Genomic DNA, 15,403 nt, shown 5'->3' with positions numbered 1-15,403 from the left:
TAATGCTATTAAATTCCGAGAAGTCATATTACCAAACCGAGGTTGTGGTTAAGTTTTATTTATTGTTTCTTATTTGTTTGATATATTCACTTGAGTTTCCATTCCAATAACATTTTTCACATCTATTTTCTATGAAATGATGTTCGCAATTTTGATAACCATATAAAATTGATGAACACTCTGGACAAAGACTTTCCATTTCTGAAGTGTCTTTTTTAAATTCACTTTTGCATTCATCACAAATTTTTATTTTATTTTTTTCTATAATCATTTTATTTTTTAAAGGTTTTCTGTTGCAAGCTTTATCTCAATTCAAATTGACAAATGCTTAATCTGATAACGTTTTCGCGTGAGGGATTGCAGAGGAAATCCTTTTGTTTTTTTTCTTTAAAAAACAGAAGATTGCAACGGAAAGCCCGACCCTTGTGCTCACGCCCAAATTTAATAAAAAAACCGATGTCGTTTAAGTTACATCGGTTTTATATTTTAATGGAAGTGATCTTCCTCGATTTCGAATTCGGCATCTTTTTCCCAGATTTCCATTTCGCAGGGTTTACAATTGAATTTGAGTTTGTATTCTAATTCGCCTTGCTTTAAAATTAATGGTTCTTTGAGTTTGCCATCCATATTAGGATGGTATTTTGGACATTTTTCCAATTCGTATTTGATGCAATATTTGGTGGTCATCACGCGTGATTTTCCAGGATCCCATTGCAATTCGAAGGCTTTTTCAATTTCGGTAACACCGTGACGTTCGTAGAATTTGCGTGCCAATTTATTAGAAACATTGTACATAAAATCCAGTTTGGTTTCCGGATATGGATGTGATGTTTTGACCAATTGGTGTTCTTTGACCTTGTAGTTTGCTAAACGAATTTCGGACAATTGTTCGAAAACCGTTCTTCGCATTTCGTTGATTTTAGAAATGGGAAGAAACCAATTTTCGGAGAACATAATGGTTATTTCATCGGCTGTGTAAGGCGTGAAACCTGTTTTTGCCAAATTGATTTTGAAATTGGCCTCTATAGATTCGTTGTTTTTGGTTCTTTCTTTTGGATGAACCAATTGCACGCTGCTCACATTTCCGTCTTCGTCAGTGGCGATAAGTTCAAAACCATTTTCGTTTTCGGTTAGCAATAAAGTGGTGCTGATTTTTCGAACTGCACTGTCTTCGCGTTCCACGATTTTGATGAAAGCAGCGTCGTTGTTGCGGTAAATGAAAGTTCCTGGTTTTATTTCTTTCAACACATTTGGATAAGCCAAACCATTTTCGACTTTGTTGACATAAATTCCGTCGGCTTCGTTGTTTTCGTTGATGAAACAAAGTCCGTCACCATTGTTCAGGAATTCGCCGTTTTCGATTTCGTAAGCGTTTCCAACGGTTTTGATGAGTTTTCCAATGTATTGCCCTTTCGATTTTGGACTTTCCCAAGAACCAATGGATTGATGTCTTTCGTTGACAAAATAATCGGTATAACCACGGTTGAAACTTCTATCAAGCGAGGAGTCAAAAGTATAGGTGCATTTTCCGGAAGAAGCTTTGGCGTATTTGTCGCTACCTGCGCCTTCCAGAAAAGAATCCAGTTTTTGACGTAAGTAAGAAACATTGTTTTTTACGTAAACAATGTCTTTCAAACGGCCTTCGATTTTGAAAGAGCAAATTCCAGCTTCAATCAGATTCGGAAGTTGGTCGGAAACATCGAAATCCTTGATGGAAAGCAAGTGACTATTTTTGATTAAAGTATCGCCGTGACCGTCGATGAGGTTGTACGGCAAACGACAGTTTTGTGCACAAGAACCTCGATTGGCAGAGCGTTCACCATTGGCCACACTCATATAGCAATTTCCGCTGAAAGAAACGCAAAGCGCTCCCGTCACGAAAAATTCCAGTTCTACATCACTCGCTTCGCTGATTTCCTTGATTTGATGAAGGTTCAATTCACGAGCCAAAACCACACGTTTCATTCCGGCATCTTTCAGGAATTTGATTTTGTCGGCATCGCGATTGTTGGCTTGCGTACTGGCGTGCAAAACGATAGGAGGAATGTCCATTTCCATAATCGACATGTCTTGTACAATCAAGGCATCTACGCCTATGTCGTATAATTTCCAAATCATTTGACGGCAGTCTTCCAATTCGTTGTCGTACAAAATGGTGTTGACAACCACAAAAACCTGGGCGTTGAATAAATGGGCGTATTCCACCAATTTTGCAACATCCTCAATCGAATTGGTGGCATTGGAACGAGCGCCGTATAAAGGAGCTCCAATATAAACCGCATCGGCACCGCTGTTGATGGCGGCCATTCCGTGAATCAAGTCTTTGGCAGGAGCCAGTATTTCTATTTTTTTCTTCATCGAGGGGATGATAATTGTTTTGTTTTTAATGGTTTAGGTTTTTATCGGCTTTCGCCAAAAAGTTTGCAAAGGTCTTATAAATAATTCGGGATTTCTAATTCGGGAATGGATTTTTTGGAAAATTGTTGTTTGTTGTGGTTTTTTTGTTGAACACACTTACAAAAAAAGCCCCAAGAAAAATCTTGAGGCTTTTGACGTTTCGAATTTAAAGTTGATTTATTCTTTAATCAGTTTGATGGATGTGGTTCCTTTTTCGGATTTCACGGTGATAATAAATACTCCAGAAGCAGCAGAAATTTGGCCTACCTCTATTTGGTTTTCCCCTTTTCCAGTACCTAGTTCTTGTCCTATTAGATTGTGAATAGTGTAAGTGAATTTGCCCTCTGCGAGAATTGTAAAAGTTTGACTGGCAGGATTTGGGTAAAGAATTGCGTTTGCTGATTTTTTTGCATTCGAAAAATCTTCGTTAGACAAATTGACACCTGCAATAACTACATTTGGTTTTGCTTGTGCTGCCATATCGACTCCCAAGTAGAAACTTGGATGCGGCGGCTGGTTGTAACCCGAGTTTTGCCAGGCAATTGCTACTCTGTATTGTGTGTCGTGCATCAAAGAGTATAATTTATGCGTCGTAGGAATGTTGGTAGTATAAATTCTAATGGATGAGTTATCGTCTTTGCGAACGATTAGTTCTTCTCTCCAATCTCCGAAGAGGTCGGCACTCAAAGAAGGAGTTGCTTTGGTTGTATTGTTTGCAAGGTAACCTGTAGCGGTTAACATATTAGTTGTGTTTCCATTCACGTAATTCCACTTATCTATTACCGGGACATAATAAAAATTAGGATCTACTCCTGTTTTTTTTCCATCCAATAGTTCGCGGTTCAAATCTCCATCCCACCATATTGAGAAATTTTGGCTTGGTTTTTTATTGCTGACAAGGTTCCCTTTACAGTCCATTAAATAGTTTACGCCGCCTGCGCTTCCAAAACATTCGTAGCCTTTGTAGCGTGGATCAATATCTGCAGCGTTACAGCGTCCAATATCGCCTCCTGTTCCATTTATTCCCCATAAAGTGCTGCCTGTTTTGGCATCCAAAAACACCAAACCGTTGGTTTTGTATTTGGTTGGTTCTTCCAGGCATTGCCATATTTCTTGTCCCGGGCGGTCAGGATCCATGTCGCTCATGTGCAAGGCGTCTCCATGTCCTAGGGTGTTGGCATATAATTTGGTGCCGTCGTCATTAATGCCACTGGAGCCATTGAATATTTCGTCTTTGCCATCTCCGTCAACATCGCCCACGGTCATTTGGTGGTTTCCCATACCGGCATAAGCGGAATTTCCAGAAGTATTGCTGTCGAAAATCCATCGTTGGGAAAGGGTGTTGTTTCTCCAATCCCAAGCTACACGCACTAATCTTGTGTAATAACCACGACCCATCACTAAACTTGGTTTTTCACCGTCGAGATAAGCTACTGCGGCAACAAAACGTTCCGAACGGCCTCCATAACTATCACCCCAAGAGGATGCAGTTCCGCGTGCAGGCAAATAATTGGTGGTAGCCATTGCTTTTCCTGTTAGTCCGTTAAAAATAGTAAAAAATTCAGGACCAGATATAACAGCGCCATAAGTACTTGTTGAAGTTTTGCTACCAGAGGTGTTTCTGTAATCGGCATCTTTATCACCAATAACCATCCCGGTTCCATCTATCGTTCCGTCGGCTGTTCTACAAGCCATTTCGGCTTTGCCATCAGAGTCCAAGTCATATACCATAAATTGGGTATAATGGGCACCGGCACGGATGTTTTTCCCCATGTCGATTCTCCATAGACGTGTTCCGTCCAAACGATAACAATCAATGTAAACATTGCCGGTAAAACCTGGTTGAGAATTGTCTTTTGAGTTGGATGGATCCCATTTTACAAACAGTTCATATTGTCCATCGCCATCTACATCGCCCACACTGCAATCATTTACGTTATAGGTATAAACTTCTCCGTCTCGATTGGTTCCGCTGGGTGGAATTTGCATTGGAATGTCTAAATATTGGTTTGCCCAAACCGTAGCGGTTTCGGAAGCAGGTTCTTCGGTGCCGTTAATGATGGCACGAACGGTATAAGCTCCGTTGGTTGTAATGTTGTGAGTGAAATTGGTGCTTGTCGTAAAAGGGCTTCCTGTTACTTTTACGCCGTCACAATACAAATTATAGCTCACATCTGTGGGCTCTGTTCCCAACATTCTCCATCCAACATAGACTTGATTGGCATTTAAACGCATCGCGACTAATCCGCAATTGAGCTTTTCCACTGTGCGCTGTGCATATATTTGGGATGATGTGCCCAATAGTAATAAAAGTATAAGGGCGAGTTTTTTGAATAGATTGGGTTTAAGTTTCAAATTAATAACAGTATTTTTTTTATTCATAATGTTTGGTTAGTTTTTGCTAAAAATAAGTATAAAAAAAAGTCGTGCTATCCTGTACTGTACTGTTCCGGTTGTTCTTCCGTAATGGTTTGTATTTTAGGTCCTTTTTTTGAGTTAATCCAAAAAAAAACCCCAAGAAAAATCTTGAGGCCTTTGGTGTTAAAATAGCAGTTTAGCTTATCCAGCCAAAGCGTTTTTGATTCTTTTTAATGCTTCGATTAATTGCTCTTCGCTTGTTGCATAAGAGAAACGGATGCAATTTGGGTTTCCAAAAGCGTCTCCTGTTACAGTAGCCACACAAGCTTCGGCTAAAAGATACATTGCCATATCATTCGCATCTTTGATTTCAGTTCCTTTCAATGTTTTTCCGAAGAAAGAAGAAACGTCCGGAAAAACATAAAATGCGCCTTCTGGAACGTTGATTTTGATTCCTGGAATTTCTTTCAACAATCCAACTACTAAATCTCTACGGCTGTGGAAGGCTTGAACCATATGATTCAATACGCTTGGATCGGCATCTACAGCAGTAATTGTAGCACGTTGTGCCACAGAATTTGCTCCTGAAGTTACTTGACCTTGAATTTTGGTACAGGCTTTTGCGATAAATTCTGGTGCTCCAATGTAACCGATTCTGTATCCTGTCATAGCGAAAGCTTTGGCAACTCCATTTACGGTAACTGTTTTTTCCAACATTCCCGGAATAGATCCGATGCTGCAAAAAGTCCTAGAGAAATTGATGTGCTCATAGATTTCGTCTGCAACAACAATAATATTTGGATATTTTTCCAATACTTTAGCCAAAGCAGTCAATTCTTCTCTGTTGTAAACCGATCCTGATGGGTTACATGGAGAAGAGAACCACATCATTTTTGTTTTTGGCGTGATGGCAGCTTCTAATTGTTCTGGCGTGATTTTGAAATCAGTTTCTACAGAAGTTGGAACTTCTACAGGAACTCCACCTGATAATTTCACGATTTCGAAGTAAGAAACCCAGTAAGGTGCTGGCAAAATAACTTCGTCACCGTCATTTAACATTACTTGTGCGATGTTGTACAATGATTGTTTTGCTCCTGTTGAAACTACAATTTGAGATGGTTTGTAATCCAATCCGTTGTCTCTTTTGAATTTTCTGCAAATTGCTTCTTTCAAATCACCGTATCCATCAACTGGAGAATAAGTGCTGTAGTTGTCGTCGATAGCTTTTTTGGCAGCTTCTTTGATAAAATCAGGAGTATTGAAGTCTGGTTCTCCCAAACTTAAACTGATGATATCTTTTCCTTGCGCTTTTAATTCTCTGGCTAATGCAGCCATTGCCAATGTTTGTGAGGTGGCTAAATTGTTAATTCTGTCTGAAAGCAAATTGTTCATTGAAATGTAATTTTGATTTATAAAGTCTATTTTGTGTTATCTGTTTTTTATTGTTAAGCGGGACGCATTCCCAATTCTTTCAAATGTTTGAAATGAGCAATAACTGCCGCAGTCATTGTTTTGTATTCGTAATAAGGCAATTGGCATTCTTTGGCCGTTTCTTTTACGATTTTCGAAATTTTGTTATAATGTACGTGACTGATGTGCGGAAAAATATGGTGCTCAATTTGGTGGTTTAATCCTCCAGTGTACCAATTTACAATTTTGTTTTTTGGCGCAAAATTAACTGTGGTAAATAATTGATGAACTGCCCAAGTATTTTCCATTTCGCCATTTTCGTTGGGTTGTGGATTGGCAGCTTCATCGACCACGTGTGCCAATTGGAATACGATACTCAAGATTAATCCGGCTGTGTAATGCATCACGAAAAATCCAACCAAAACTTTCCACCAAGTGATTCCAATAACAATTGGCAAAACAATCCAGATGGCCAAATAAATGATTTTTGTAATGATTAATGTGGTCCAAAGTATTTTAGGGCTTTTTGGTTCGCCATAAGACAGTTTTCTTTTGAGGTAACTGCTCATTTGCTTGAAATCGGTGGTAATTGCCCAATTGAAAGTCAATAAGCCATATAAAAATACGGCATAATATTGCTGGAATTTATGGAATTTATGCCATTCGGCTTCTTTGGAAAAACGCATAATTCTTCCTGCTTCCAAGTCTTCGTCGTGACCGATGATGTTCGTGTAAGTATGGTGCAAAACGTTGTGTTGCACTTGCCAATTATGAACATTTCCCGCCAAAACATAAATCGTTCCTCCCATGAATTTATTGACCCAGCTTTTGGTTGAATAGGAGCCGTGATTGGCGTCGTGCATCACGTTCATTCCAATTCCCGCCATTCCAATTCCCATAACAATGGTCAATAAAAGATGTGCCCAAAAAGGCATAGGTAGTGTAAGTATCAAAAAATACGGAACCAAAAAAACGGTAAAAAGAATTATGGTCTTCAAATGGATTTTCCAGTTGCCGGTTTTGGGTATGTTGTTGTCTTTGAAGTAGCTGTTCACCCGAGAGTTAAGCGTTCTGAAGAACTTTAGATTGTCTTGCTTCGCAAATGTAGGGGCGACGTTGTTCATTGTTAAATTTGAATATTGCGCAAAGATAATTATTATAAATTTTCAATATGCAAAATTGCGTTAAAATTCAAAACTAAAAACTGTACTTTTGTTAAAATTTATAACGATGGACGAGATTCAAAAGTATTTTCCTTATTTAACTGATATTCAGAAAGAACAATTCGCAAAACTGGATTTTTTATACCACGATTGGAATGCCAAAATCAACGTCATTTCCCGAAAAGATATCGACGAATTATACACCAAACACATTTTGCATTCGTTAGGAATTGCCAAAGTCATCAAATTCGAACCAGGAACCTTTGTTTTGGATGTTGGAACCGGCGGAGGATTTCCCGGAATTCCCTTGGCGATTCTTTTTCCGGAAACCCGTTTTTACTTGATTGACGTCATTGCCAAAAAAATAAAAGTAGTTCAGGCTGTCGCCGAAGCATTGGAACTCAAAAACGTGAAAGCCGAACAATTGCGTGCCGAATTGGTAAAAGGCGATTTCGATTTTATCGTGAGTCGTGCCGTGACCAATATGCCCGATTTTGTGTCTTGGATAAAAGACAAAATCAAAAAGAAAAACAAACACGAACTCAAAAACGGAATTCTCTATCTAAAAGGCGGTGATTTAACCGAAGAATTAAAAGATTTCCCGAAAGCTACAGAATATAATTTATCTGATTTCTTTGAAGATGAGTTTTTTGAGACTAAGAAAGTGGTTCATTTGCCACTTAAATTTACGAATTGAGAATTAGGAGTTACGAAGGATAAAAAAAACCACAAGAACTCAATTGCCTTGGTTTTTGTGGGTTTTGTTTTAAAACAAATCGCTATGGGTTCCGGTTCTTACAAGAGTTATTAATTTAATGGTTTCGTTTTGCTCCCAAACAAGTAGCCAGTCAGGCTGAATGTGGCATTCCCAGAAACCCATATAATTTCCTTTTAATAAATGTGGTTTATTTATTGGTGGAAGTTTTCCTTCTAAGACAAGTGAAGTTACAATTGTGTCAAGCAATTGCATATTTAAACCTCTCTTTTTTGCAAGTTTTAAATCTTTTTTAAATTTTCCTGTTTGTTCTAAATTATACATTTAAGAATAAAGTTGTTTTCTTAATTCCTCTAAACTAGTAGCGTATGTTTTTCCTACACGAGCATCATCAATAGCTTTTTCTGTTTGTGTATTATAACGTTTTTTATTCGACATATTTTCAATTTCTACGAAAGGTAAATTTTTTAAATATTCAATTAACGCCTTGGCTTCTTTTTTACGTTGGTCAATTTTTAGCACTATTTCCATAATTAGCTATTTATTATTAAAGTTACCATTCTCTCCTTTTTCATCAAAATTACAAAATATATGTTTGTTTACACAATTCTCGTGAAACAACTATTATTCTTGGTTTTTTTTAGTCACTTTCAAAAAGTTGTCTTAGATTCCAAAATCAAAACCCACAAGAATTCAAACTACTTGAATTCTTGTGGGTTTTTAAATATCGTACTTCGTATATCTAACCTCGTACCTTAAAAACTATTCTCCTAAAAACGGGTATCTATAATCTTCCGGAGTTACAAAAGTTTCCTTGATGGTTCTTGGCGAAGCCCAACGCAACAAGTTCAATGCCGAACCTGCTTTGTCGTTGGTGCCGGAAGCTCTGGCACCGCCAAAAGGCTGCATTCCCACAACGGCTCCAGTTGGTTTGTCGTTGATGTAGAAATTTCCTGCGGAGTTCTGTAAAGCAATTGTAGCTTCTTCAATTGCGTAACGATCTTGGCTGAAAATTGCTCCAGTCAAGGCATATTCCGAAGTAGTGTCAACTAGTTTTAATGTAGCTTCCCATTGATCGTCTTCGTAAACGAAAAGCGTTAAGATTGGTCCGAATAATTCAGTTTCCATTGTAACGTAATGCGGATTAGTGGTCACGATTATCGTTGGTTCAACAAAATATCCCACCGATTTATCATAATTTCCACCCACAATAATTTCGGCATCGCCATCTTTTTTGGCTTGGTCAATAAAACTAGCCAATTTGTCGAATGAACCTTCGTGAATTACGGCGGTGATGAAATTGCCAAAATCTTCCGGCGAACCCATTTTCATTGATTTCACGTCGGTAATTAGTTGTTTTTTGAGTTCTGGCCACATACTTTGTGGAACATAAGCTCTCGAAGCGGCCGAACATTTTTGCCCTTGAAATTCGAAAGCGCCACGAACAATTCCGGTCGAAACTTGTTTTACGTTGGCACTTGGATGAGCTACAACAAAATCTTTTCCGCCTGTTTCGCCTACAATTCTTGGATATGTTTTATAGTGGTGAATGTTGCTTCCAATTTTTGCCCAAATATCTTTGAATACGTGAGTGGAACCCGTAAAATGTACTCCTGCAAAATCGCGACTTGCCAATACGGTATCGGTAATCATCAAGGCATCGCCAAAAACCACGTTGATGACACCATCGGGAAGTCCAGCTTCCTTGAAGATGTCGATGATGATTTTGGCAGAGAAAACTTGGCTGTCGCTGGGTTTCCAAATCACGACATTTCCCATCATGGCAGCACTTGCCGGAAGATTTCCTGCAATGGCCGTGAAGTTGAAAGGGGTAATGGCATAAACAAAACCTTCCAGCGGACGGTATTCCAATCTGTTCCAAACGTCGGAACTGGATTTGGGTTGGTCACCGTAAATTTGGGTCATAAATTCCACGTTGTAACGCAAGAAATCTATGAATTCGCAAGCAGCATCAATTTCGGCTTGGTAAATATTTTTGGATTGCGCAATCATGGTTGCAGCATTTATCTTTGCCCTGTATGGTCCGGCAATTAATTCGGCTGCTTTCAGGAAAATGGCGGCGCGTTGTTCCCAAGCCATGTTGGCCCATTTTGATTTGGCATCCAATGCATTGGCAATGGCTTTTTCGATATGCGCTTTTTCGGCAAGATGATAGGTTCCCACGATGTGTTTGTGGTCGTGTGGTGCCGTCATGTTTCGGGTGTTTCCAGTTCTAATTTCTTCGCTTCCAATGTATAGGGGGACATCTATTTTGGTATTCCACATTTGTTTGTAAGCTGCAAGAACGGCGGCTTTTTCCGGAGAATTTGGCGCATACGATTTTACGGGTTCGTTTACGGCTTTTGGCACATTGAAAAATCCTTTAAGCATATCTTTTTATTTTTGTGAATTTGAAAATTTTCACAAAAGTACAAAGGATTGTTTTAAAAAAATGTAATTGGTGCTGGAAATCGATCTGTCTAGTTTTGCATTTAGCCCAGATGGGAATGAAAACCCCGCAGTGAGAAAAGCTATTTTTTCTTGCAAGGGCAGAGCGACCAAAGGAAGCTCCTGCAATTGCAGTAGAAAAAAAGCTTTTGGAACGAGGAGTTGTAATGGACAGCTGGATTAGCTCCTGAAAATTAAATAAAAATTGTTTAATTCAACGCAAAGGGGGCTGACAAACGAAATGTCGGCACGATTACCTTGAAAGTTTTTGTGGTGGTAAAATTGACCATGTTAAAGAATCCTTTCATGGCACCATAAGGTGAGGCCAGCAAACAACCGGAATTATAGGTATGGGATTCGCCTGGTCTAAGAACTGGTTTTTTGCCAATTACGCCTTCGCCATCCACAATTTCCCTGTTGTTTAGGGAGTCGAAAATTTCCCAGTGGCGAGAAACTAGTTGCACGGAATCCTTGCTGTGGTTTTCGATGGTGATTTGATAACTGAAGGCAAAATGAATCTTGTAGTTTTTGAAGTAGGTGCCTTCAAAACTAGTCAAAACAGATATTTTTATGCCCCTTGTTATTTGTGAAACCATAGTAAGAAGGTACTAATGAGTTTAATAATCGCAAATTTACAAAAAAATGGGTTTTGTTTTGCGCTTTTAAAAAAATGTTTTTCAGTTGGTAATTACATTCGAATTAGCGGTTGCTTTACCAATAACCCGATCGTATCTAGCGGTATTTTCACGATAATAAACGAGTATGGAATAATCATTTTCGGTTTGCCAAAAATTGCCGTCTATTGCTTTTTCGGCATCCACATTTCCTTTATCGTCAGCAATTTGATATTGGTAATTGGTGAATCCTTGTTTTATTAAAATGGCTTTTTCGTAAAGATTGTTTTTGGGATTGAAATCCATTTTATACTCTGGCGACAGGCTGTAATTGTTGAACATTCCTGTAGCATAAATACCTTTCTTCGACATAAAAGCAGGAGCTGAAAGACTGAAATAAACCCAGGCGTAATCGGCTTCGATTTCATTTTTCTCGGTATTGATGTTGCGAACCACGAAATTTCCGTTGACATCCGGTATCACGGAATAGGGATAATTGGCTCTGGCATTGTTGGTGTATAAATTGGAGTTGTAAATCCCGTTGCTGGAATCTATCCGTGAAACGTTGTTGGCGGCAGACCTGATGTTGTTGTTGTCAAAATACAAAAACTCGTTTCCTGCCCAAAATTGGGTTTCGGTGTCGTATTTATAAATTAATTCGTTGCCAATGGTGTATTGAGGAGCAATGTTTTTGATAGCGGTGTTGAATTGGCCGTTTTGAAACAACACTACTTTTACGTTTTTCAAGGGATTTTGAAAGTTGAGAACGAGCGAACGTACAGAAAATTCGATATTGTGCTTGTAATCTAAATAATTTGCAGTTCGGGCGCGTCTAATTTGCATGGGAACCGTAACTAAATCTTCATAAAGAATAAATTTTCGGGTGAATACGATGTCTTTGTTTTCGTCCAAAATTTTCAGGACGTAATTGCCGCTGATTCGCAATTGCGTGTATTGGTTTGGAATGGGTAATTTATAATGCGAATAAGTTTGCAACGTATTAAAGGAATTCTCGTATTCTTGAATACGTTGTCCGTCAAAACCTTTTAAATACTCGGTTTTTGGAATGTCCGTTGGTTTCCAATTGTAGTCACAATGCACGATTTCGTAATAATAATTGGCTTCATTTCCGAACAAATCATCAAATTGAAACTGGAATCCCGAACCCAATTCGAATATGGGAACCACGTTTTCATTGTTTAGCACAAAGGTTGCCGTTTTGATATTGTAAGGCGGAACCACCTCGATTTCTGTTTGTGCAACAGCCGAAGCAAAAAACAGGAAAAAAAATAAGACAGCAATTGTTTTCATTGGAAAATTCTAAATAGTAAATATGCAAATTAACACATATTATTGATTTATATCCTATAACGGATGTTAATTGTTTTATTCCAATATAAAATCCAAATTCTCTTCAATTTCTGAACTTATATAATTTTCATTCAAAAGAGAACCGGCCAATAGTTTTTTGCTTTCCTGCAGGCGGATGATTTTTTCTTCCACGGTGTTTTTGGTAATGAACCGAATGACATTTACCTTGTTCATCTGTCCAATTCGATGCGCACGTCCAATTCCTTGTTTCTCCGAAAATGGATTCCACCAAGGATCCAAGAAAACGACATAAGATGCTTTGGTGATGTTGAGTCCAACACCGCCAGCTTTCAAAGAGATAAAAAACAGCAATGGTTTTTTTTGTTCTTGAAAACGATTGACTTGAGATTCCCGTTCTTTCAAAGGGGTTTCTCCCGTGAGTTCACAAAAATCGATTTTGTTTTCCTTGCACCACGTTTTGTAAAAATTCAAATTGGACACAAATGAACTGAAAACAATCGTTTTTTGGTTGGATTGCACTAAAGTCTCCAAATAGCGCGTAACGGCAATATATTTCCCCGAATCCATTTCGGACTTGGAATCAATCATTTTGGGATGATTGCTTAATTGTCTCAAGCGCATCAGGGTGTTGATGATATTGATTTTATCCACGGCAGAACCATCCGTTTTTAATAACGAGTTTCGCGCTTTTGATTTTTCTTCTTCGTACAGTTTTTCCTGTTCAGACTCCATTTCGCAATAGAAAACCTGTTCTGAAAGTTCCGGTAAGTCTTTTAAAACCTGTTCTTTGGTACGCCTTAAGATAAAAGGACTGATGAGGTTTTTTAGTTCCAATAAACTGTTTTCGTCTTGTTTTTTCTCTATTGGGAGTTTGTAATTTTCGACAAAAAAAGCATGACTCCCCAAGATATTCGGATTGATAAATTGCATTTGCGACCACAAATCATCAAGCGAATTCTCTATCGGAGTTCCGCTCAATGATATTTTATGGCTCGCTTTTATTTGATTGATGGCCTTAAATATTTTGGAGTTTTTGTTTTTGATGTATTGACTTTCGTCCAAAATCAAATATCTGAAATTGTATTTTTCCAAAATAGAAACATCTCTGGAGACGACAGCATAACTGGTAAAAATCAAGTCGTATTTTTCTAGTTTTTTCGAAAGTATTTTTCGGTCGTTACCAATGTATTGTACTCTTCGAAAATGCGGTGTGAATTTCCGGGCTTCATTGTACCAGTTAAAAACCAAAGAAGAAGGCAGAACAATCAATGCTTTTAGGTATTCTTTTGCAACAGGGATTTCGTTTCCAAACAAATCCAACTGAACGTTTTCGGCTTTTTCAAAATCCAATTGTTCTTGTACGGCGACAAGTGTGGATAGGGTTTGCAGTGTTTTCCCCAATCCCATATCATCAGCCAAGCACGCGCCTAGGCCATTGTTATAATGTTCCAAAAGCCATTTGACTCCTTCAATTTGATAGGGTCTCAATGTAGCTTTTACCAAGGGTGATGATTGGTATTCCTGCACTGTATGTAAATTTACAGTATTCTTAAGTTCAGCAATGTCTTCTAAAACTGCAAAATTGCTTTTAAGTAAAGTAAGATTTCCGTTTTGGACTTTCGCCAATTTTGCCATTGAAGCGTAAAGTGTCATCCATTCAACGGGAATCAAAAAGTAGTTGCCGTTTGGTAAAAGAAAAAGGCGGTTTCGGTTTTTTATATTTGAAATCAGTTCGCTGAAACTAAATTCAAATGACTCGCAAACCACTGTCATTTTGATGTCAAACCAATCGCTTTTGACTTCATTCGAGAATTGAATGCTTACTTTTTGGGTGTCAATTTTCTTGCTGTCGATACTTAGATTATTAACTGTGAAACCGGAGGATTCGAGAATTCCTCGATTTTCTATTACCCATTGAATGGTAGTGTATGGATCTTGTTTTTCTGCTTCTGGCGAAAGCCCGAAAAAACCTGTTTCAGTTTTAATAAAGCCGAGTTCCAGTAATTTGTTTTCAAATGCTGCTTCTTCGGATGTTCTTTTATATTGAATTACTTTGATTTCATCCAAATTGCGAGTGTCAATTTCAGAATGGATTTTCTTGGTTTTGCTATTGTCAAAACTAAAACCGTCATAGTCAAATAAAAGGTTAATGAAATATACATTTTTGAAAAAATCGTGAGCCAACTGGAGCGAACAGGATGTGATTCTGTTCTTTAGCTCTACTGCAAATCCTGTGGCTTTTATGTCTGCTTTTTTTGCCACATCCTTAATAAATTTTTCAAAGTATTCCGAAACCATTCTTGAAGGAATTTCAATGGTTTTGTTTTTTAAAAAGGGCGTGATTTTTTTAGTGTTAATATCTTTTAGGAGATACAATTTATGGTAGGCGACTAGCCATCCTGGTTCATCCAAAAGTAGCGTAATAGCTGTATTTGAAGGATGGAATACGGTTGTTTCTTCTTTTAATAGTAGGGTGTAGGAGATTCCGTTTTCGTGTTTGTCAAATTCAAGACGGGTTTCTAATATTGAATTTTCAGTCGCAATTCGACTAATGCGAAAATCTTTTTCTTTTCCCAGATTCAATGAGAGCGGGATTTTATTTTGACAAACCAAAGTGTAAAATTGGTCTAAATTTGTTTTTACAAATTGTCGAATTCCAAACTCCAGTTTGCTGTCTTTCAGTAAATCTTCGATGTTTTTGGATGATTTACTGTTTTTGCTGAATTTCTTGAAAATTATTTCCGGTTTGAGAGCTTCACAAATGGCTAAAACTTTTTTAGTGCTGGTGTCTAAATTTTCAATAATTACACCAAAACTCTGAAGTACTTCGGGACTCGCTTTCTTGTCCAGATATGTTATAGCTTGAGAATGTTCGACAATATAAGCAGTCGGAATATACGTGTTTAGCCTTTTTTCGAAACTAACATCAAAGCAGAACTGAAAAGAATTTTCGGTTTTCAAATGTA

Annotated in this window: 12 protein-coding genes; 1 reads left to right on the top strand and 11 read right to left on the bottom strand. The window is 38.0% G+C overall.

The features are described 5' to 3' along the window. Window positions 1–55: 55 nt before the first annotated feature. The 5 genes from OZP13_RS12805 to OZP13_RS12785 form a co-directional block, all read right to left on the bottom strand. The gene (locus tag OZP13_RS12805; protein ID WP_269240507.1) at window positions 56–271 is read right to left on the bottom strand and encodes a hypothetical protein; all 216 of its coding nucleotides are present in this window, start codon (window positions 269–271) and stop codon (window positions 56–58) included. A gap of 215 nt (window positions 272–486) precedes the next feature. Beyond that, window positions 487–2,358 carry a peptidase U32 family protein gene (locus tag OZP13_RS12800; RefSeq protein ID WP_281297380.1) on the bottom strand — a complete coding sequence of 624 codons (1,872 nt, stop codon included), beginning with the start codon at window positions 2,356–2,358 and terminating at the stop codon, window positions 487–489. 216 nt (window positions 2,359–2,574) lie between these two features. Then, on the bottom strand, window positions 2,575–4,779 hold the full coding sequence (locus OZP13_RS12795; RefSeq protein WP_281297379.1) for a rhamnogalacturonan lyase family protein: 2,205 nt from the start codon (window positions 4,777–4,779) through the stop codon (window positions 2,575–2,577). A 177-nt stretch (window positions 4,780–4,956) separates the two neighbouring features. Beyond that, a complete protein-coding gene (locus OZP13_RS12790; RefSeq protein ID WP_269240503.1) occupies window positions 4,957–6,147 on the bottom strand; it encodes a pyridoxal phosphate-dependent aminotransferase in 1,191 nt (396 codons plus the stop codon). A gap of 53 nt (window positions 6,148–6,200) precedes the next feature. Continuing rightward, window positions 6,201–7,289 carry a fatty acid desaturase family protein gene (locus OZP13_RS12785; RefSeq protein WP_281297378.1) on the bottom strand — a complete coding sequence of 363 codons (1,089 nt, stop codon included), beginning with the start codon at window positions 7,287–7,289 and terminating at the stop codon, window positions 6,201–6,203. A 106-nt stretch (window positions 7,290–7,395) separates the two neighbouring features. Between OZP13_RS12785 and rsmG the strand changes: the two genes are divergently transcribed. Next, window positions 7,396–8,025 (top strand): 16S rRNA (guanine(527)-N(7))-methyltransferase RsmG, encoded by a 630-nt coding sequence (gene rsmG / locus OZP13_RS12780; RefSeq protein ID WP_269243694.1) that lies wholly within the window; start codon window positions 7,396–7,398, stop codon window positions 8,023–8,025. 69 nt (window positions 8,026–8,094) lie between these two features. Here the strand turns inward: rsmG and OZP13_RS12775 are convergent, their stop codons facing one another. From OZP13_RS12775 to OZP13_RS12750, 6 genes are all read right to left on the bottom strand, one after another. Next, window positions 8,095–8,367 carry a type II toxin-antitoxin system YafQ family toxin gene (locus OZP13_RS12775; RefSeq protein ID WP_269240501.1) on the bottom strand — a complete coding sequence of 91 codons (273 nt, stop codon included), beginning with the start codon at window positions 8,365–8,367 and terminating at the stop codon, window positions 8,095–8,097. Further along, window positions 8,368–8,574 carry a hypothetical protein gene (locus OZP13_RS12770; protein ID WP_269240500.1) on the bottom strand — a complete coding sequence of 69 codons (207 nt, stop codon included), beginning with the start codon at window positions 8,572–8,574 and terminating at the stop codon, window positions 8,368–8,370. A gap of 231 nt (window positions 8,575–8,805) precedes the next feature. Beyond that, window positions 8,806–10,434, bottom strand: a complete 1,629-nt coding sequence (gene pruA / locus OZP13_RS12765) for an L-glutamate gamma-semialdehyde dehydrogenase (RefSeq protein WP_281297377.1) — start codon at window positions 10,432–10,434, stop codon at window positions 8,806–8,808. Between the two features lie 266 nt (window positions 10,435–10,700). After that, window positions 10,701–11,087 carry a Co2+/Mg2+ efflux protein ApaG gene (gene apaG, locus OZP13_RS12760; protein WP_073368426.1) on the bottom strand — a complete coding sequence of 129 codons (387 nt, stop codon included), beginning with the start codon at window positions 11,085–11,087 and terminating at the stop codon, window positions 10,701–10,703. Between the two features lie 81 nt (window positions 11,088–11,168). Next, window positions 11,169–12,416, bottom strand: a complete 1,248-nt coding sequence (locus OZP13_RS12755) for a type IX secretion system plug protein (RefSeq protein WP_281297376.1) — start codon at window positions 12,414–12,416, stop codon at window positions 11,169–11,171. Between the two features lie 75 nt (window positions 12,417–12,491). Continuing rightward, window positions 12,492–15,398: a DEAD/DEAH box helicase gene (locus OZP13_RS12750; protein WP_281297375.1), complete on the bottom strand. Its 2,907-nt coding sequence runs from the start codon at window positions 15,396–15,398 to the stop codon at window positions 12,492–12,494. Window positions 15,399–15,403 lie beyond the last annotated feature (5 nt).

This window comes from Flavobacterium limnophilum (genome assembly GCF_027111315.2).
In the GTDB taxonomy this organism is placed as follows: Bacteria; Bacteroidota; Bacteroidia; order Flavobacteriales; family Flavobacteriaceae; genus Flavobacterium; species Flavobacterium limnophilum.
Note: the sequence above shows the minus strand (reverse complement) of the source record. Positions and strands in the feature narration are given on the sequence as shown.